Source organism: Escherichia sp. 20412-1 (assembly GCF_003027595.1).
GTDB lineage: Bacteria > Pseudomonadota > Gammaproteobacteria > Enterobacterales > Enterobacteriaceae > Escherichia > Escherichia marmotae.
In genome coordinates, this window is record NZ_PYQM01000004.1 from 142,869 (window position 1) to 163,400 (window position 20,532).

Sequence of the window (20,532 nt, forward strand, 5' to 3'; positions counted from 1 at the left end):
CCTTAGCGCCCCCGCAGCCCGTCCGCCAGACGTTTACCATTGCGCACTGACAACAGTGTCAGCAAAGTGCGCCAGGTCATGTGCTTATTGCGGATTTGATAGAGGGTAAACAGTTGATACTTTTTGCTGGCGCGGTCGAATTTGTCTTTGTGCTTGCGGTAAAAATGGAAGTATCCGGAGAATTTTTTCGGTGACGAGGTGATCTGCATTTCGCCGTGATTGATATGCAGGATCTGCGTCGCCTCTTCCACTTTCCACGGTTCGCCATACTCCACCACCATCCGCAGGAAGATGTCGTAATCCTGTGCCGCTTTCAGTTCGGTATCGAACAAGCACTCTTTGAAACGCCACGCCCAGGTAAAAACCTGGTTGCCGATGATGTTGCGCTTGTAGAACAGGCGGCGTGAATACGGCGATTTGGGATACAGCGGCAGGCTTGCCGGTTGGGAATAGACTTCGCCCTGGCAAACGTAGTCGTTAGCGTACAAAAAGGCGTGAGTGACCAGTTGCTGTTTATGGGCGAAGAAGACGCTCAGGCGGTTGGGTGTCCACTCGTCATCGTCATCGATCCCGGTGATGTATTCCCCTTGAGCCAGCATAATCGCCTGGTTGCGTACCGCGCAGGCTCCACTGTTAATATCGTTGTGAATGTAGGTGATGCGTGGGTCATTGAGGGCTGTGACGTATTGTTGCAACTGTTCCCAGGACGTAGAGCAATCATCAACGATGATCATCTCCCAGTTGCTGTAGTCCTGGCGCAGGACCGATTTGATCGCCCGAATCGCCAGTTGTTGGCGGTTCCAGGTCGGCATATAGATTGAGATCAGCGGATTGTCTTTCATAGTTTGTTCTCCCGGCTTATGAGCTGGTTTGCTTGCCGGATGCGGCGTGAACGCCTTATCCGGCCTACGGGGCGGTGCGAATGCAGGTATCGGGAAACCGACCTCGTTATTTTGCATCCGACTTATATTCATATTCGTAGTAGCCATAATCCTGATACGCACTGGCGCGGCGGAAGATGGAGTTCAGAATCACCCCTTTCACCGTAATCCCGTTTTGCTCAAAACGGCTGAGGCTGGTTTCCACTTCTTTCAAGGTGTTGACCGCATAACGCGCCACCATCAAGGTGGTTCCGACATGACGCCCGACAATTGCCGCATCGGTCACCGCCAGAATCGGCGGCGTATCAATCAACACCAGGTCGTAGTTTTTACTCGCCCAGCTCACCAGTTCGGCAAAGCGTTCGCTCATCAGAAGTTCAGACGGATTCGGCGGCACCTGACCGCGCGGGATCAGGTCAAAATTAGGAATCGAAGTGGGTTTGGCACTGGCCGCAATATCACCCTTGCCAATCAGTAGCTCCGACAGGCCATTGACGTTATTGGTGCCGAGTAACTCGTGGGTATAGCCTTTGCGCATATCGCAGTCGATCAACAACACCCGTTTATTGGTCTGACTGATCACCGCGGCAAGGTTGGCACAGACAAAGGTTTTACCAATTGACGGGCTAACCCCGGTCAGCATCAGCACATTATTTTGCGCCTGCATCATCGCGAAGTGCAGGCTGGTACGCAGACTGCGGACGGCTTCAATCGCCAGATCGGTTGGATTCCCCACCGCCAACAACTGGCTCTGTTTGTAGCGTTTAATACCTTTAATCGTTTTGACACTATCGCGTGCTTTCTGCCATTCCGACAGTGGAATGCAGGCGTAAACGCTGATGCCATGTTCTTCCAGCACCTGCGGGCTTTCAATACCGCGATTAAACAGTGAGCGCAGCAACACGCCAACAATGGAGAGCATCAGGCCGAGGATAATCGCACCAAGAATAATCAACCCTTTCTTCGGTTTCAGTACACCAGGCTGGGTGATTGCCGGGTCAACAATACGTACATCACCGACGGTACTGGCTTCAGTAATTTTCAGCTCCTGCTCTTTATTCAGCAGTTGCATATAGACCTGTTGACCAGATTCCACATCGCGGGTCAGGCGCACAATCTCTTGCTGAGTTTTCGGCATCGCCGTCACCCGGCCGTTAAGTTTGGCTTTTTCGTCTTCCAGTGCCTGACGTTTCTCCAGCAAGGTACGGTAGGCCGGGTGGACTTTGGTATACAGTTTGGAGATTTCCGCCTCTTTAAAGGTCAGTTCGTTAAGCTGTGCGTCGATGTTGACCATCGAATCGAGCACTGCTTTTGCTTCCAGCGGTAAATCGACGGAATCTTTATCCTGACGGAAGGCATTCAGTTTGTTTTCAGCGACATCAAGGCGGCTGCGCACTTCCGGCAACTGCTGTGCGAGGAAGGCGAGGCTTTTCGACGCTTCTGCCGACTTACGTTCAATATTTTGTTCCTGATAGTTACGGGCGATGCTGTTAAGAATGTCGCGGATCTGTTCGCGATCTTCACCGGTATAAGTCAGGCTAAGTACACCAGCGTCTTTGCCGTTCTCCGTTACCGTCAGGCTATTTTGCAGTTGATTAATCATCCCGAGCGTGGAGTATTTCGTAACCGTAAACGCACTGCCCGGACTGGCGTGAATGGCTTCGACCATCAGCGCGACGCCCTCTTTTTTCAGCATCTGGCCTGCTTGCCCACGGGCGCTAAAGCCACCATCACTGATCAGGGTGTAGTTTTTGTTGTCCAGAACGTTAAGCGTAAATACCTGATCTGCCATCTCTTTTGGACGGTTAAAGGTGGTCACTTTCACCGTCTCGTTCTGGCGTCCCATCAGACGATCCCAACCCGCACCGAAAATCGGGAACGTGTTTTTGCTCACCGCAATATCAAGGTCGAGATCGTCAACCGTTTTGCCGAGCACCAGACGCGATCGAATCAACTGGATCTCGGCGTCCGATGCTGGCGGTTTGTTGGCTAACGCCGAACCGATGTCCTGCACCAGCGAATTACCGCCACTTTGTTCGATTTGAACCAGTGCATCGGCGCTGTAAATCGGCGTGGCGAAGAAGGTGTAAATCACGGCACAGAGGGCGAATACGGCAGTGATGCCAAGCACCCACCAGCGCGCTTCAATGACGGTGCCGACCAGACGACCAATATCGATTTCATCACTGCCCGTTACCGGAGCGGCATGTTGTTTTACTTTTTCTGTCATTCTTATACCTGCTCTGCGTTCAATGCCTGCGCCCACTGGCGGGCAGACCGTTCAAGTAATGTGTACACCGCTGCAAACGTTTCCCGACTTTTGCGATAGGGGTCGGGGATTTCACATTCGTTATCCCAGTGACCAAACAGCATCACTTTGCCGCGCATCTCCGGCGCTATCTCGCATAAACGGGCGATATGGCGCTTTTCCATGGTCAAAATCAGGTCGTAGTTGCGACACAGGCGGCGGCTGATTTGCCGGGCGCAGTGACCTTCCAGAGACAGTTGATGTTCTGCGGCGACGCTGATGGCGGTAGGATCAGCGCCTTTACCTACCAACGCACCGAGCCCAGCGGACTCCACTTTCAGCTCAGGGTGATAACGTTGCAGTAAGCGCTCCGCCGTCGGGGAGCGGCAAATATTGCCGACGCAGACAACTAAGATGTTGTTAAACATGACGATTACCAGTTATGAATGTCGCTGGCTGTATCCGTCATGTAACGGACACCGCTAATAGTTGGCAGCAACTGATTGATCAGGCGGTTCCAGCGGGAAACCGGGGCGGTGGTGACATACACCACGTCGTAAGGCTGGAGGCGGAATTCCGTCGCCATCACCAGCGAAGTGGCATCGGACATATCCAACTGGTAGATGTTGGCAATCTTGCCGCCGCGCCCGCCCTCGCCTTTCAGCGGACGAATGACAAAGATGCCGCTGGCGTTAGAGGTGGTCATATCAATACCTTCGGCATTGCCCAGGGCTTCAGTCAGGGTCATGCCGCTAAAGTCCATTTTCAGGGTGCTCTGTTTCTTCACTTCGCCCATCACGAACACTTTCAGATCGTCATTACGCGGCACGTAAAGAATATCGCCCGGATAAAGCAGTCGGTTCTGGTTGAGATCGCCGTTTTGCATCAGCGCCTGCAAAGAAATACGTTCTTCGCGGCCATTGTGTGTCAGAACGACGTTGCGCCAGTCGGCGGTGTCGGTCAGGCCACCAGCGGCGTTAATGGCATCGAGAATGGTCAGCGGCACGTTGGTAATGGCCTGCTGACCGGATTTATTCACCTGGCCGGAGATATAGGCTTTTTGCGAACGGAAGGCGGCGATATTAACGTCCACCTGCGGGTCAGCGATGTATGTCGCTAAGCGGCGGGTAATATCACTGCGAATTTCAGCGAGAGTTTTGCCCACCACGTGAACCTTGCCAATATACGGATAGAACATGGTGCCGTCAGGCTGTACCCAGTTACCGGCATCGCTGGAGCTGCGGTACTGACCGGCAGGCGTGGTGAGTTCAGGGTGATCCCAGACAGTGACGTTAAGAACATCGCCGGATCCAACACGATACTGGTAATTAGCAATCTCACTTTCCAGCGTCATATTAGGGCGCGCCACGTTGGGGCGTGGGCGTAATTGATCAACCAGACGCGGGGTAAGCGGATAAACATTCACCATTTTGTCGAGATCGAAATCAGCGTCCTGCTGTTTGATGACGTCTTTACCCATCGTAGACATATTGCTGCCCGGAAGTACTGTGCAACCGCTTATCAAGGTTACTGACACCAATAATGGCATCAATTTCATTTTGGATTTCATCATTGTTTATTTATCACTTTGGCAGAGTCATTATCCTGTGCATTATTCGTCGCAATATCACTATGCACATTTACCTTGCAGTTAATTGAATAAAAATTTAACTGGCATCAGTCCTAAAAAAATTGATTTCATCCGCAGGCTATTGACAGAATAATTCAGACTCATCGTTCAGGCATCCAGACACGCTACCGCCCCTGGCTTTTTAGCTACCAATACACTGATTTGGTTCAAATTTTCTAACCATTTCACCATGCAACAGTCTATGTGAAAGCATTATTCCGGAAATTATTTCCCCGACTATAAGATAGCATTATGGTAATTAAATATTTGCTCTCCAATAATTCAGGAAGAAGTGTTACAGCTAAAGGAATAGCAGGCAAGGTAACAAATCGGTAATTGACTATTTTTAAGAATTATATGAAGGCTATTTTTTGTATCTTTTAGGAGTTTCTTTATGTTGACAATATTTAATATACCACCTCCATATGCGATATTTCTTAAATATATTTGCGATAAGAGAGTTATTTTCAACACAAAATAAAGGGGATTGATTACCGGATTCATTGTGAATAAAAATCTGATAAGTCATGCCTGAGCATTGCAATTTGGCGCATCATTATCCATGATCGAATTGTGACATTTGTCATACAACGAATAGGTATTGCACTTACTATGGAATGGATTGCCGATCCGTCTATCTGGGCCGGGTTAATCACGCTGATAGTGATCGAACTGGTCCTCGGTATTGATAACCTGGTCTTTATTGCCATCCTCGCAGAAAAACTACCGCCGAAGCAGCGCGACCGCGCACGAGTTACCGGACTACTGCTGGCAATGTTAATGCGCCTGTTACTGCTGGCGTCAATCTCCTGGCTGGTCACTCTGACCCAACCGCTGTTTAGCTTCCGCTCGTTTACCTTTAGCGCCCGCGACTTAATCATGCTGTTCGGTGGTTTCTTCCTGCTGTTCAAAGCTACGATGGAGCTGAACGAGCGGCTGGAAGGGAAAGACAGCAATAACCCCACACAACGCAAAGGAGCGAAGTTCTGGGGCGTGGTGACGCAGATAGTCGTGCTGGACGCCATCTTCTCTCTCGACTCGGTGATTACCGCCGTTGGGATGGTCGATCATTTACTGGTAATGATGGCCGCCGTCGTTATCGCTATCAGTCTGATGCTGATGGCCAGCAAGCCGTTAACTCAGTTCGTTAATAGCCACCCAACCATCGTTATACTGTGCTTAAGTTTCCTGTTGATGATTGGCTTTAGCCTGGTCGCGGAAGGTTTCGGATTCGCCATTCCGAAGGGGTATTTGTACGCTGCTATTGGTTTCTCAGTGATGATCGAGGCGCTCAACCAGTTAGCCATCTTTAACCGACGCCGTTTTCTTTCCGCCAATCAGACGCTGCGTCAGCGCACAACCGAAGCAGTGATGCGCCTGTTAAGCGGGCAAAAAGAAGATGCAGAACTGGATGCCGAAACCGCGTCAATGCTGGTGGATCATGATAATCAGCAAATCTTTAATCCGCAGGAGCGGCGGATGATCGAGCGGGTACTCAATCTGAATCAGCGTACCGTCAGCAGCATTATGACCTCACGTCACGATATTGAGCATATTGATCTCAACGCCCCGGAAGAAGAGATCCGCCGGTTACTGGAGCGAAATCAGCACACGCGTCTGGTCGTTACCGACGGTGACGACGCCGAAGATTTGCTCGGTGTTGTTCACGTTATCGACCTGCTGCAACAGTCGCTGCGCGGTGAACCGCTCAACCTGCGGGTGTTAATTCGCCAGCCGCTGGTCTTTCCGGAAACCTTGCCATTGTTACCTGCCCTCGAGCAGTTCCGTAACGCTCGCACGCACTTTGCTTTTGTGGTGGATGAGTTTGGCTCAGTGGAAGGGATTGTGACATTAAGTGACGTCACCGAAACCATCGCCGGGAACCTGCCGAACGAAGTGGAAGAGATCGACGCCCGTCATGATATTCAGAAAAACGCCGACGGCTCCTGGACGGCGAATGGCCATATGCCGCTGGAAGATCTGGTGCAATATGTGCCGCTGCCGCTGGACGAGAAGCGTGAATATCACACCATTGCCGGGCTGCTGATGGAATATTTGCAGCGCATTCCACAACCTGGCGAAGAAGTACAGGTAGGGGATTATTTGCTCAAAACGTTGCAGGTGGAGAGCCATCGCGTGCAGAAGGTGCAGATTATTCCGCTGCATAAGGAAGATAATTTGGAGTATGAGGTGTGAGGGCATGTAGGCCTGATAAGACGCGTAAAGCGTCGCATCAGGCGTTTCATTCAACCGGGAGAGTATGTGACATTGAAGGCTGTTCCGTTCACTTTATGTTCCTCGCTACTTTGGAACGCTCAAGCCGGTGAACGTGCCAGGGTGGCTCAATCGCCACCACCCTGGCAACCCGGGCTCCCGGCGGTAAATCGCCGCTGGCGCGGTCCCCTCATCTTATTCCTTTCGGCTATCGGGTACGGGCGCGAGGTAACATCCCTGTAAAACGCGCCCTCAGCCCACATCCATGTGGGCTGCCCCGGCCTACAGGAAACGATTCGGCGATTTACAGCCGGACCAACACCCTCGCTGAAATACCTTACTTTTACTGATGATTCATCTTTGCTGAAAGTAATCTACGTGATTGCCTGATGCGACGCTTTACGCGTCTTATCAGGCCTACAAATTATGTCATCTGGAAACTTACATCTTCTCCAGCAACTTCTTCACATCTTTACCATTGCGGGAGTCTTTATTGCGCTCAGCCCAGTCGTTCAGGCGACGTTTGGCTTCGTCCTGTAACTGTTTACGCAGCAACTGATCCACTTGCAGACTGTAATTGAGTTGCTGCCAGTTGCCATAAACCCGCAGCGGAACCGGTGTTTCTTTGAAGAATTCAACCAGCTTGCTTTCTCCGTTCCAGCCGCCAACGACACGAATATCAAACTGGGTGTCACAGGTTTGCTCTGCCAGATTCAACGTACCAGCCCCTGTCAGCGCCAGCACTGGCGATTCACCCTGCATGTCGTTTAACGTCACGACGCCATTATTTAGCGTCAAATCCGTCGTAAAACGGTCAAGCCGTGTCACATTATCGAAGTTTTCAGCAGCCTTCACATCACCGCCGTTACGTTCTACCGCCTGCTGGATCATCTGCTGGAAGTTCATCCCTTCCATGCGCGTGTCGGCCATTTCAACATGCGCCTTCCCTTGCCAATTATGGCGGAAATCTTCCGCATCAATGTCAGCACCGGAGAAATCACCGGCCAGCGACATTTTGCCGGTCAACGAAATCGGATAGTTAAACGCCTTCAGAATAGTGCCAATCTCAACGTTTTCCAACCGGGGTTGAAAGGATATCCGCGGATTTTTTACCGTCGAGTCCAGCGTGCCCGGCAGCGAAACTTGCCCACCGTTGAGTTTGCCTTGCAGTTGGATAATCTCCAACAAGCCCGACTTGTTGGTCATTTGCGTGGCGACATCGGTAAAATTCATTCCGCGCCAACGCACGTTATCAGCCTGCAACAATATATCGGCGGCAAAACCTTTTAACCCCTGGTAGGCTGGCTCATCAATACGCGAGGAAATAACGGGACGTGGTAACGTTGGTTGATTCTGCCCCTGCTGCGCAGCACCGATTTCACCGTTAACTGTTTCATTAAGCGGGATTAAGTTATCGAGATTAAGCTGCGGGAATTGCAGTCTTAACAACCATTCCGGCTTCTCTGTCAGCGTGACCTGCGCTTGCCCACTGAGCGTACTGTCGTTAGCGGTCAAATTGATTTGATGAAATGACAGACGTTTATGTGGCTCTTGCCACTGGGCCTGGAAACTCCCCTGCCCCTGAATACCTTGTTTTGGCAAGTCTGCGCCCTGCAACTGCCAGTTAATTTGTTCAATAGCTGCCGTTAAATCTTGCGGATAATCAGAGGCATCCACCGTGCCTTTGAGAGATAACGTGAGATCGCGCTGGTCGCGATTAACCCGCCCGGAGAACTCAAACGAGCCACGATGTTGGGGATCTTGCTCCATTTGCAGACGGATATTGCGAATCGTCACCTGCTCGTCATTTTCATGCTGGAATACCAGCACACTGTCAGCTACCTTCAGGCTGGAGATATCAAACGACCAGCCGCGATCTTCTGACAGCTCCGGCAACGTATTATCGCGCGGCGCAACGGGGGCATCTTCACTCCGCACCGCTTCTGTCTGCGGCGTCAGTTGAATGACTGCGCCTTTCAGCATCACCTGCTTAACGCTCAGTTGATGGCTCAGTAGCGGTAAAAGCGCCACATCAAGGCGCATATTATCGGCTCGTACCAGCGGCTGGCTGGCACCCTGGGCGGTAAGGGACATGCGCCCGGAGAGAATACTAAGTTGCGGCCAGACGTGCCAACGCAGTGGCCCGTCCAACTGCAATTGATAGCCGCTACGCGCAGCAACCTGCTTGACCATATAGTCGCGGAAATCATTCGGATTCACCAGCAACACTAGCGCAGATAACCCGGCCACCAGCACGACCAGGAGTATCATCAGCGTCGTCAGAAATCGTCTCATGGAATCCTCAATGGGCCTGAATTAGTCTTTATCGATTCGACTGGCGACCGCGCCCTGCTGGTTGCGATATTTCGCATCTTCACGGCGGTTGTATGGACGCGCTGCCGGGCCGGAAAGCGGCTCAAAGCTCAGCGCGCCAATTAACATCCCCGGGCGCAGCGCCAACGGCAGTTTACCGGAGTTGTAAAACTCCAGCACAATGCAGCCAGACCAGCCCGGATCGATACGGTGTGCGGTGACGTGCACCATCAGCCCTAAACGCGCCAGTGAAGAACGCCCGTCCAGCCAGCCCACCAAATCAGCAGGCAAGGTTACCGACTCCAGCGTCACCGCCAGCGCCAGCTCACCTGGATGAAGAAAAAACGCCTCGTTTTCATCGAGCACGATCTCATCGCTCATCACGCGATCAAGGGCCGCGCTCACTTCGTCTTTAGGACCGCTCAGATCGATAAACGCTGCCGTGTGGCCCCGGAAGGTACGAAATTTATTGCCCAGGCGCACATCCACCGTCGCGCCATTAATACGCTCCACCGGCGGACGTGGGTTGATCGACAAACGGCCTTCATCAAGCCAGGCTTCAATATCTCGGTCACACAGACGCATGGCATTTTCTCCTTTCGCGCATCACTCCCTTAACGCCTTTTACGTCAAGGGCATACCAGGTTATCACTGAACGGTACACAATTTACCAGGCTTATTCAAAGAACTGACTTATTTTCGCTTTCAATATATCGATCGCGATGCGGTTTTTACCGCCGCGCGGCACGATAATGTCGGCATATTGTTTGGAAGGTTCAATGAATTGCAGGAACATTGGGCGCACGGTTTTTTGATATTGCGCCATCACCGAATCCATCGAACGCCCGCGCTCGTTAACATCGCGCTTGATGCGGCGCATCAGGCAGATATCCAGCGGGGTATCAACAAAAATGGAGAAGTTGAGTTCGTCACGTAAACGCGCATCCGTCAGCAGCAAAATGCCTTCGAGAATGATGACTTTCTTCGGTTCAACCTTCACCGTTTCTTTCATACGCGTATGTTCAACATAGCTGTAAACCGGCAGGTCAATAGCCGAACCACGTTTCAGCGCTTGTAAATGCTCAAGCAGCAGACTGTGATCCATCGCACTCGGATGGTCGTAGTTGGTCTTAACGCGTTCTTCCATCGACAGATGGCTTTGATCTTTGTAGTAGCAGTCTTCCGGAATAACGCCGATGTGTTCATCACCCACTTGTTCACGTAATTCACGATAAAGGGTACTGGCAATGAGACTCTTGCCGGAAGCCGATGCGCCAGCGATACCGATAATGACGCACTGATGAGACTGATCAGTCATAAATTTAGCGACCTGATTAACCTGGATGTTAGGAAGGGGGTGCCGAAGCACCAAACGCGGCAATTATAGGGATTTCATCCGCCTGATACCAGTCGAATAGCGTTGCCGCACATTTAGAGTTAATTGTTGACGATCCATTCCCTGACGCAAATTTAATTGTTTACTTTTAACGCAATGTGAAAAATGTTATGTCCGGTTGTGCAAATTGCCGCCCATTACGTCACTTTATGAACAAACCGCATATAAAATGTAAAACTTTTGTACTAGCATAAACACAGATACTAATGCTGGCGACCTGGCCATATGGATAGAGCGGTAATGAGTAAACGATCACAACGTGTTTTAATTACCCTGCCTCATCCACTGCTTCACCTCGTCAGTTTAGGTTTAGTCTCGTTTATCTTTACCCTCTTTTCACTTGAACTTTCGCAGTTTGGTAGCCAGCTTGCGCCGCTGTGGTTTCCGACGTCCATTATGATGGTGGCGTTTTACCGCCATGCCGGGCGGATGTGGCCGGGAATCGCATTGGCCTGCTCGCTGGGAAATGTCGCCGCATCTGTACTGCTTTTTTCTACCAGTTCGCTCAATATGACCTGGACGACCATCAACATTATTGAGGCCGTCGTGGGCGCAATGCTGCTGCGTAAATTATTACCGTGGTATAACCCACTACAAAATCTGGCTGACTGGCTACGTCTGGCATTTGGCAGCGCTATCGTGCCACCTGTATTGGGCGGCGTGCTGGTTGTCTTGCTGGTTCCAGACGACGATCCACTTAAAGCATTTCTGATCTGGGTGCTTTCCGAATCAATCGGCGCACTGGCGCTAGTCCCGCTGGGATTGTTGTTTAAGCCACACTATCTATTGCGCCATCGCGACCCGCGGTTGCTGTTTGAGACGCTGTTAACGTTATCCATCACGCTGGCGTTAAGCTGGCTCTCGATGCGGTATCTGCCGTGGCCTTTTACTTTCATTATTGTGCTGCTGATGTGGAGCGCCGTGCGTTTGCCACGGATGGAAGCCTTTTTGATTTTTCTTGCCACGGTGATGATGGTGTCGCTGATGTTGGCAGCCGATCCGGCTTTACTCGCCACGCCGCGAACCTACCTGATGAGCCATATGCCGTGGCTGCCATTTTTGCTGATCCTGCTGCCCGCCAATATCATGACCATGGTGATGTATGCCTTTCGCGCTGAACGCAAGCATATTTCCGAAAGCGAAACCCGCTTTCGGAATGCGATGGAGTATTCCGCCATCGGCATGGCGTTAGTGGGTATCGAAGGGCAATGGCTGCAATCCAACAAATCGCTATGCCAGTTTCTTGGTTACAGCCAGGAAGAGCTGCGTGCCATTACCTTTCAACAACTTACCTGGCCGGAAGATCTCAATAAAGATCTGCAACACGTTGAGAAGTTGATCAGCGGTGAAATAAACACCTATTCAATGGAAAAACGCTACTACAACCGTAATGGCGACGTTGTCTGGGCGTTGCTTGCCGTCTCACTGGTACGCCACACCGATGGCACACCACTCTATTTTATTGCCCAGATTGAAGACATAAACGATCTCAAACGCACCGAACAGATCAACAAACGTCTGATGGAACGGATAACACTGGCTAACGAAGCCGGTGGCATTGGCATCTGGGAGTGGGAGCTGAAGCCTAACATCTTCAGTTGGGATAAGCGGATGTTCGAGCTGTATGAAATTCCGTCACATGTCAAACCGAACTGGCAGGTGTGGTACGACTGTGTGCTGCCAGAAGATCGCGGGCACGCCGAGAAAGTGATTCGCGATTCATTGCAGGCTCGTTTGCCTTTTAAACTGGAATTTCGCATTACCGTAAAAGATGGCATCCGCCATATTCGCGCCCTCGCCAATCGTGTGCTGAATAAAGAGGGCGAAGTCGAGCGCCTGCTCGGCATTAATATTGATATGACCGAAGTGAAACAGCTCAATGAGGCGCTGTTTCAGGAAAAAGAGCGCCTGCACATTACGCTGGATTCCATCGGTGAAGCCGTGGTCTGTATTGATATGGCGATGAAAATTACCTTTATGAATCCGGTTGCCGAGAAGATGAGCGGCTGGACGCAAGAAGAGGCGTTGGGTGTTCCGCTACTCACGGTGTTGCAAATTACATTTGGTGATAATGGTCCCTTAATGGAGAACATTTACAGTGCCGACACGTCGCGTTCCGCTATCGAACAAGATGTCGTTCTCCACTGCCGTAGCGGCGGCAGCTACGACGTCCATTACAGCATTACGCCGCTAAGTACCCTTGATGGCAGCAATATTGGTTCGGTGCTGGTAATTCAGGACGTCACCGAATCACGCAAAATGCTGCGCCAGCTTAGCTACAGCGCCTCCCATGATACCCTGACGCATCTCGCCAACCGTGCCAGTTTTGAGAAGCAGTTGCGGATACTTTTGCAGACGGTAAGCAGTACGCATCAACGACATGCTCTGGTGTTTATCGATCTTGATCGCTTTAAAGCCGTAAATGACAGCGCCGGGCACGCGGCAGGTGATGCCCTGCTGCGAGAACTGGCATCGCTGATGTTAAACCTGTTGCGCTCCAGTGACGTGCTGGCGCGGCTCGGCGGTGATGAATTTGGTCTTTTACTACCTGACTGTAATGTTGAAAGTGCCCGCTTTATCGCGACACGCATTATCAGCACGATTAATGACTACCACTTTATGTGGGAAGGCCGTGTGCATCGGGTTGGAGCCAGCGCAGGAATTACACTGATCGATGACAGCAATCATCAGGCGGCAGATGTGATGTCGCAGGCCGATATCGCCTGTTATGCTTCAAAAAATGCGGGCCGCGGCCAAGTGACGGTTTACGAACCACAGCAAGTTACCGCACATAGCGCACAGGCAGCGATGTCACTCGATGATCCGTGGATGATGATTAAAGAGAATCATCTGCTGCTGATCGCCCACGGCGTCGCTTCTCCGCGAATTCCGGAAACGCGTAATCTGTGGCTGATTTCGCTTAAGCTCTGGAGTCGTAACGGCGAGGTTATTAACGAACTGACATTTCGCCGTAGCTTCAGTGATCCGATGCTCAATCTCGCCCTTGATCGCCGGGTATTGCATGAATTTTTCCAACAGGCAGCAAACGCAGTTGCCAGTAAAGGCTTAAGCATCGCCCTTCCCCTTTCCGTTACCGGTTTAAGCAACACCACGCTGGTGGATGAACTGCTTGAACAACTGGAAAATAGCCCACTACAACCACGGTTATTACATCTGATTATTCCGGCAGAAACCATTTTCGACCACGCAGAAAATATGCACAAACTGCGGCTGGCGGGCTGCCGGATCGTGCTCAGTCAGGTGGGACGCGACCTGCAAATCTTCAACGCACTGAACGCGAATATGGCAGATTATCTGCTACTTGACGACGAGTTATGCGCCAGCGTACAAGGCAATTTGATGGATGAAATGCTGATTTCGATCATTCAGGGTCACGCCCGGCGGCTGGGATTGAAAACCATCGCCGGGCCAGTAACGCTGCCGCTGGTAATGGATACGCTTTCTGGCATCGGCGTCGATCTGATTTATGGCGAGGTGATTGCCGATGCCCAACCGCTGGATTTGCTGGTTAATAGCAGTTATTTCGCAATTAACTGAGTATTTTGCCGCCCCCATCGCCTGATGCGTCTACAATTCATCCATTTCGTCGGCCGCCTGGCGACCAGCATCATGCTTCATCTGGTTGCCAGCCTTCCGTATACCAGATATGCAACAGCGCATAAGAACGCCAGGGTTTCCAGCGTTCGGCATAACGGCGGATTTGTGCCGGTGTCATTCCCGGAAATCGCTGTTTAATTAAATAATCATCCGGTAGAAAAACATCTTTCGCTTGCCAGCCGCGCAAGGCGAAATAATTCGCCGTCCAGCGCCCGATTCCAGGAAAGGTTTGCAGCGTTTTCATCGCCTGCTCAACATCACCGGGCATTGTTATCGGTAAGGAGCCATCCAGTACCGCATTTGCCAGATGGATCAACGCCTCTGCACGTTTCAGCGGCATCCCCAACGCTTTTAGCGCCTGCGAGTCGGCTGCTGCCAGCCGTTGAGGCGTGGGAAAGCAGATATAATCCGGGAAATCATCCAGACGTTCGCCATAAAGCTGCACCACTTTGGCGGTCAATTTCGCCGCCATCGCCACGCTCACCAGTTGGCCTAAAATGGCGCGCACGCCCTGTTCAAAAGCATCAACACAGCCAGGTAAACGCAATCCCGGCCGCGCCGCGCCTAACTCACCTAACGCCCCATTAACGATCTGCGGATTACATTGCAGATCAAACAGGCGGCTTATTTTCGCCAGGCACTCGGTCGCCACCGATTCTAATCCCGAACTTAAGTTCACTTGCAACGTATTATTTTCGACATCAGGAACCACCGTTATCATGCCCCGATGTTCGCCCACTGCCAGACTGCGGGCATAATAATTGTCAGCGACCGTTTCCACACCGCTCACCGCACGAGTGGCAAGAAATCCCAACATCCACGACCAGTCATACGGCGGTTGCCAGTTCAGGGTATACATCGCATCTCCTTTTTTATCCGCTTTCAGCATAAACGTTATTCAGACGCAGCGCTTTGCTTTCATATTCCGGTTGTCGCGGCGACAACATTTCGCTAAAGTCACGCCCCTTCTTCACCGGCATGGGGATTATTTCGTGTTTATTGGTTTTGATTACGGTACAGCAAACTGTTCAGTAGCGGTGATGCGTGACGGTAAACCACAGTTGCTGAAAATGGAAAATGACAGCTCGCTGCTGCCTTCAATGCTTTGTGCACCAACGCGTGAAGCTGTAAGCGAATGGCTGTACCGCCATCATGATGTTCCGGCAAACGACGATGAAACGCAGGCGCTGCTGCGTCGGGCGATTCGTTACAACCGCGAAGAAGATATCGATGTTACGGCGAAAAGCGTGCAGTTCGGTCTTTCCTCACTGGCGCAGTACATTGATGATCCGGAAGAAGTGTGGTTTGTGAAATCACCGAAATCGTTCCTCGGAGCCAGCGGTTTAAAACCGCAGCAGGTGGCGCTGTTTGAAGATCTGGTCTGCGCAATGATGTTACACATTCGCCAACAGGCACAAGCGCAGTTACCTGAAGCGATTACCCAAGCGGTGATTGGCCGTCCGATTAACTTCCAGGGGCTGGGTGGCGATGAAGCTAACGCCCAGGCGCAGGGGATCCTCGAACGTGCGGCGAAGCGTGCCGGGTTCAAGGATGTGGTATTCCAGTACGAACCGGTGGCGGCCGGGCTGGATTACGAAGCGACCTTGCAGGAAGAAAAACGTGTACTGGTGGTGGATATCGGTGGCGGTACGACTGACTGTTCATTGTTGCTTATGGGCCCCCAGTGGCGTTCGCGCCTGGATCGTGAAGCCAGTCTGCTTGGTCACAGTGGCTGCCGTATTGGCGGTAACGATCTGGATATCGCACTGGCGTTTAAACACCTGATGCCACTGCTGGGCATGGGTGGCGATACAGAAAAAGGTATCGCCCTGCCGATTCTGCCGTGGTGGAATGCGGTCGCCATCAACGACGTACCTGCGCAAAGCGATTTCTACAGTAGCGCCAATGGTCGTCTGCTTAATGATTTAGTACGAGATGCCCGCGAACCGGAAAAAGTTGCCCTGTTGCAGAAAGTCTGGCGGCAACGTTTAAGTTATCGCCTGGTACGCTGCGCAGAAGAGAGCAAAATTGCGCTTTCCAGTGAAGTTGAAACTCGCGCGTCGCTGCCATTTATCCGCGACGAACTGGCTACGCTGATTAGCCAGCAAGGGTTGGAGAGCGCCCTCAACCAGCCGTTGGCGCGGATTCTGGAACAGGTGCAACTGGCGCTGGATAACGCCCAGGAAAAACCGGACGTCATCTATCTGACTGGTGGTAGCGCCCGCTCGCCGCTGATTAAAAAGGCACTGGCGGAACAGTTGCCGGGGATTCCGATTGCTGGCGGCGATGACTTTGGCTCCGTCACCGCCGGACTGGCACGCTGGGCGGAAGTGGTATTTCGTTAAATGAAGGATGGCTCAGCAACGGCTTAAATCTGCCTGCACCTGAGCCAGTTTCTCCGCCGCCTGACGTAACGGTTCCAGCAACGGCATAGTCCGTGCAGAAGCATGAAGACGGAAACGCTGCAACTCTGTCGCGCCGACAGTCAACGCCGATTCCAGTCGATGTCGTTTGGCGGCAATTTTCGCCATTACCGCCTGCCTGTCTGCTGGCGTTACCGCTTCATTCGGCCTGAACACAAATCGGCGTTCGCAGCTCGCTTTCCAGTCAATGACAGCCTGGGTCAGATGGTCGCCAAACCCTTTCACTTGCTTAACGCCGCGTCGGGTAACATCCGCCGCCGTTTCAATACCAAAGGAACGTAACGCCGCTTTACGAGCCGTGCCAACGCCTGGAATCGACGCGGTATCAATAAAAAATCCTTCGAGGAATTTGTGCTTCTGGCGTTCCCGTGCTGTGTCATGGAGTGCTGCCAACGCTTGCGTTTCTTCTTCCGGCAGACCGAGAAGCTCGCTCTTCATTTTTTCGAGCATCGTCCGTTTAGCGATAAAACCCTCCAGCCCACCTGCCTGCTGGATCTGGTTAACTAAATGGTCATAGTCCATTTTTGCGCTATTAAACGCCTCACGGCGTCGTTGGACTTCTGCTTTGTACGCTTTGCTTGCCAGACTGCCAATAATCCAGATAGCCGCCAGCACGGGAACCAAAATGATATAGCGCGGTTCCGCCTGAAGACCGCAAAGTAACAGCGATAACGCTGACAACGCGATCTCAATCAGAATGATGTATTTACTCCTTAGTACCCCAACAGGAAGCAGCCTGCCAGTAAGTTGGAAATGTCCCGGTAATGGTAACTGTAATGCTGGCGGTGGCACTGACGCCATTACCATCGCCCAGACTTTCGCCAGCACAAAATTTCCGCCGGTGGTAATGACCTCTTCACCGGGATCAATAAAATAGATAACGCCTTGATTATCGAGCGCACACCACGGGCAGTCAGTTAAATGATCCGGGTAAATATGCATTGCTGAAACGGTACATTTCTTTAACTGTTGGCGTAGAGAATCAAGTGCCGCTACCCATGTTTTTGCCGTCGGACGCGCGGTTGCCACGCCACTTTCGGTGAACGCCTGCTGAAACAGCGCTTCAATATGGGTTGGTAGAATCGATAACGGAATAGATCGTGGCGGCGGTTTTAATCCTCGTTGCTGACTGTCCGACGCGTAGGCATAACGGAAATGGGCAATATCCGTCTCCAGCGCATTACCCGCTTCAGGTATAAGCGGCACACCGGAATAAGGATGACGCCCACCAAATAAGACGTGAAAAATCAGCAACGCAAGGCCAAAATTATCGTGATTCACTGTGCGTTCAAAGCCAACAAATGACGGCAAGCTTTGCAGTTCTGGCGGCGTAAAATGCGACACGCCGACTTCGCATAAATGCAGCGTGCCATTGGCGTTAATCTGAAAGGAATCACTGTCGATCAATACAACTTTGCTATCGCGGCCTACCATAAAGCTATTCTGGTTTACGTCACCCACGACATGCCCGTGCTCGTGAATCGTAGCAAAAGATGAAGCTATATTACGCGCAACATAGAGTAGAAAATCCCACGCACAATGAGGGTAACTCTGGCGACGATGTGCCGGGCTATAGATCATATGAATCGGTTCTTTACCTGAAACCTTTGGCATCATAAAACCGATGGTTTTTCCGCCGCGCCCGGCGTGAAGCGTTGCCTGCGGCCAGGCGACATAATTCAGCAACTGCGCATCAACTGTCGCCGCCATAAAGGCAAGTTTGTCCTGTTTTAAGGCGGGTGGCGGCGTGTGATAAATCTTGGCGACGCTATCGACAAACTCCTCAATATCATAAACCGCACCTTCGCCACCTTTGCCCAGTTCACGGTCTGGCGTAACGCACTCGCCAGTAGCGGTATACAAGGTTGATTTCATGGTAACCAAATAGCCAGCGCCAGCGTTTTATCATCGTCCGTGCGTTCATTTACTGCCTCACTGAACAAAAATTGCTTCAATAAATCTGGCAGTAAATCGTATTGTTCAGGCGTAGCTGATTTGAGTCCATTGAAAAATGGCGCAAAGAAAGGCCCATGGGGCACGTTATCCAGCATATTTAATGCCAGCCGTTGAATGCCATCCGTAAATGTTGCCACTTTTACCGCCCGTTCAGTGCAGGTGTAAGTTTCCAGTCTGGAAACGGCATCTTCATCGGTAACGAAGTGCGTCATATTGGCATATTCACCCACCATCGGCATGAGCGGCAGTTGCAGGCCGTGACCAAAATCCACCACCACGCCACCATCGCCAATCTGCATAATCAAGGTGCCGTTAGCCGATGAAATCAATCCCAGAAACGTGCAGGCAAAATCGCGAACCGCTAATTCTTTGGCTTCAGCCTCGGCAAAAAGTCGCTGACGAATAGACAGCACAATATCCGTGGCGAGGACGTCATTAAGCCCCAATTCCCCGCCCTGCACTTTCTGCAACATATAAGCCATCGCTTCATTGACAGCAAGCATCGCGCCTTCACCACCCAGCGACACGCTACCTGCGCCATCAGCAAGAAACACCACCAGTAATGGCTGCTGGTCTTTTAGCCAGACAACCTGCATCTGGCAGGCATCCTGGCAAGGCAAGCCTGAGCTGATGTGCGACGTTCCGACGGCAGATGCATAAACCAGGCGCCAGCTCACACTGACGTCCAACCTTTCGGTGCTTCCAGTACAACTTCCGTTCCCGGCGTGGAACGGGAAACCGAACGTAGCGAACTGGATAACCAACTAAACAATTCGCGGAATTGTAATCCTTGCAGTGTCAAAGGCTGGCGGACGCTGATTTGTGCCAGGGTCTTCATATCAGCCCCCTGAACACCAATGGTGAAAAAGGCAAACTTCTTAGCGTCTTCCCCCTGAAACACTTTGTGGGCGGCAGTCTGCCACTCATCGGTTGGCGCGCCATCGGTGATCAGGAAAATCCACGGACGATAATAGGAGATACCATTGGCACGATACTCCCGCTTACGTTCCTCAACCATATTCAAGGCTTTGGTAATGGCTGCGCCCATGGGTGTATCGCCCTGAGCAAACAGGATGGGCGGGAAAAAGTTAGCGGCGCTGGTAAATGGTTGTTCCACATACACCGGGCCAAAAGTCACAATACCCAGTTCGACTCTTTTTAATGCCAGCGGATCGGCAAGCAGTTCATCGCGAAAGGTAACCAATCCGGCGTTAAGTTCATTAATGGGTTTGCCGTTCATCGAACCAGAAACATCCAGCAGCAAAATGCAGGGGCAACGTGGTTCCGGATTACTGGCAAAATCGCTGGTGGCAAAGGTGATTTGTTCGCTCATAAGAGATCCTTTCTTAGAGAATTATTAAGGTTCGGTATCATACCGACTGCAATAATGAATTAAGAGCAGGTGAAACAACTTTCAGAATTCAGTCCAACTGCGTAGATAATTTTGCTATTCGCCTCGCAAGAACGAGGTCTTATAGATTGACAGTAAGGGGGGAGTGACATACTTTCAGGAGTGAGGGTTGAGCGGGGTTTCCCCCGCCTTGGTAGTCTTAGTAAGCCGGTAAGCTAATGACTAAGAGCACCACGATGATGATCCATTTCATCATGACCCTTTCCTTCTTTAAGGCCCCTTCTTCGGGAGGGGCTTTCCCGTTTCAGCATCCCGCTGAAATCGTCGGCTTACCTCCTTATCGCCATGCACGTAGTCTATCGCTAACCTGCAGATAAAATAGTTTCACATGTTATTACTGGATGCGCGCTCGCAAAGTGCACAACCATTCAGACGATTCGCGAAACTGTTTCATAATTCCTCCATTTTTCTCCCTGATTAGCTGGCTACACTAGTATCATTC

At 51.5% G+C, this 20,532-nt stretch carries 15 protein-coding genes; 3 read left to right on the plus strand and 12 right to left on the minus strand.

Translation table 11 applies throughout. The features are described 5' to 3' along the window. Window positions 1-2: 2 nt before the first annotated feature. From wcaA to wza, 4 genes are all read right to left on the minus strand, one after another. Window positions 3-842, minus strand: coding sequence for a colanic acid biosynthesis glycosyltransferase WcaA (wcaA, locus tag C7B16_RS05110; protein ID WP_107179458.1), 840 nt, complete (start codon window positions 840-842; stop codon window positions 3-5). 106 nt (window positions 843-948) lie between these two features. After that, entirely contained in the window at window positions 949-3,111 is a 2,163-nt protein-coding gene (wzc, locus tag C7B16_RS05115; RefSeq protein WP_105276111.1) for a tyrosine-protein kinase Wzc, read from the minus strand. Window positions 3,112-3,113: 2 nt separating this feature from the next. Then, window positions 3,114-3,557 carry a low molecular weight protein-tyrosine-phosphatase Wzb gene (gene wzb / locus C7B16_RS05120; RefSeq protein ID WP_000482894.1) on the minus strand — a complete coding sequence of 148 codons (444 nt, stop codon included), beginning with the start codon at window positions 3,555-3,557 and terminating at the stop codon, window positions 3,114-3,116. Between the two features lie 5 nt (window positions 3,558-3,562). Next, entirely contained in the window at window positions 3,563-4,702 is a 1,140-nt protein-coding gene (wza, locus tag C7B16_RS05125) for a polysaccharide export protein Wza (RefSeq protein ID WP_107179430.1), read from the minus strand. Between the two features lie 669 nt (window positions 4,703-5,371). On the opposite strand from wza, the gene C7B16_RS05135 reads away from it, so the two are divergent. Continuing rightward, a complete protein-coding gene (locus C7B16_RS05135) occupies window positions 5,372-6,955 on the plus strand; it encodes a TerC family protein (protein ID WP_000454698.1) in 1,584 nt (527 codons plus the stop codon). Window positions 6,956-7,414: 459 nt separating this feature from the next. Here the strand turns inward: C7B16_RS05135 and asmA are convergent, their stop codons facing one another. From asmA to udk, 3 genes are all read right to left on the minus strand, one after another. Then, window positions 7,415-9,268, minus strand: coding sequence for an outer membrane assembly protein AsmA (gene asmA, locus C7B16_RS05140; protein ID WP_061090431.1), 1,854 nt, complete (start codon window positions 9,266-9,268; stop codon window positions 7,415-7,417). Window positions 9,269-9,289: 21 nt separating this feature from the next. Then, the gene (gene dcd, locus C7B16_RS05145) at window positions 9,290-9,871 is read right to left on the minus strand and encodes a dCTP deaminase (RefSeq protein WP_001234771.1); all 582 of its coding nucleotides are present in this window, start codon (window positions 9,869-9,871) and stop codon (window positions 9,290-9,292) included. A gap of 91 nt (window positions 9,872-9,962) precedes the next feature. Next, window positions 9,963-10,604 carry a uridine kinase gene (gene udk / locus C7B16_RS05150; RefSeq protein ID WP_000132077.1) on the minus strand — a complete coding sequence of 214 codons (642 nt, stop codon included), beginning with the start codon at window positions 10,602-10,604 and terminating at the stop codon, window positions 9,963-9,965. A gap of 318 nt (window positions 10,605-10,922) precedes the next feature. Here udk and C7B16_RS05155 point away from each other — a divergent pair, with 318 nt between their 5' ends. Continuing rightward, a complete protein-coding gene (locus C7B16_RS05155; RefSeq protein WP_107179431.1) occupies window positions 10,923-14,240 on the plus strand; it encodes a diguanylate cyclase in 3,318 nt (1,105 codons plus the stop codon). 70 nt (window positions 14,241-14,310) lie between these two features. Here the strand turns inward: C7B16_RS05155 and alkA are convergent, their stop codons facing one another. Further along, on the minus strand, window positions 14,311-15,159 hold the full coding sequence (alkA, locus tag C7B16_RS05160) for a DNA-3-methyladenine glycosylase 2 (protein WP_105269861.1): 849 nt from the start codon (window positions 15,157-15,159) through the stop codon (window positions 14,311-14,313). 133 nt (window positions 15,160-15,292) lie between these two features. Here alkA and yegD point away from each other — a divergent pair, with 133 nt between their 5' ends. Then, entirely contained in the window at window positions 15,293-16,645 is a 1,353-nt protein-coding gene (gene yegD, locus C7B16_RS05170) for a molecular chaperone (protein ID WP_000469721.1), read from the plus strand. Between the two features lie 12 nt (window positions 16,646-16,657). On the opposite strand, the gene C7B16_RS05175 is transcribed toward yegD, so the two are convergent. From C7B16_RS05175 to C7B16_RS05190, 4 genes are all read right to left on the minus strand, one after another. Continuing rightward, the gene (locus C7B16_RS05175) at window positions 16,658-18,598 is read right to left on the minus strand and encodes a helix-hairpin-helix domain-containing protein (RefSeq protein ID WP_016248905.1); all 1,941 of its coding nucleotides are present in this window, start codon (window positions 18,596-18,598) and stop codon (window positions 16,658-16,660) included. Continuing rightward, window positions 18,595-19,356: a PP2C family serine/threonine-protein phosphatase gene (locus tag C7B16_RS05180; RefSeq protein ID WP_032159402.1), complete on the minus strand. Its 762-nt coding sequence runs from the start codon at window positions 19,354-19,356 to the stop codon at window positions 18,595-18,597. The genes C7B16_RS05175 and C7B16_RS05180 overlap by 4 nt, the downstream gene beginning before the upstream one ends. Beyond that, window positions 19,353-20,012, minus strand: a complete 660-nt coding sequence (locus tag C7B16_RS05185; protein ID WP_000003146.1) for a vWA domain-containing protein — start codon at window positions 20,010-20,012, stop codon at window positions 19,353-19,355. The genes C7B16_RS05180 and C7B16_RS05185 overlap by 4 nt, the downstream gene beginning before the upstream one ends. 217 nt (window positions 20,013-20,229) lie before the next feature. Beyond that, window positions 20,230-20,286 carry a type I toxin-antitoxin system Ibs family toxin gene (locus tag C7B16_RS05190; protein ID WP_106907789.1) on the minus strand — a complete coding sequence of 19 codons (57 nt, stop codon included), beginning with the start codon at window positions 20,284-20,286 and terminating at the stop codon, window positions 20,230-20,232. Between the last annotated feature and the right edge of the window lie 246 nt (window positions 20,287-20,532).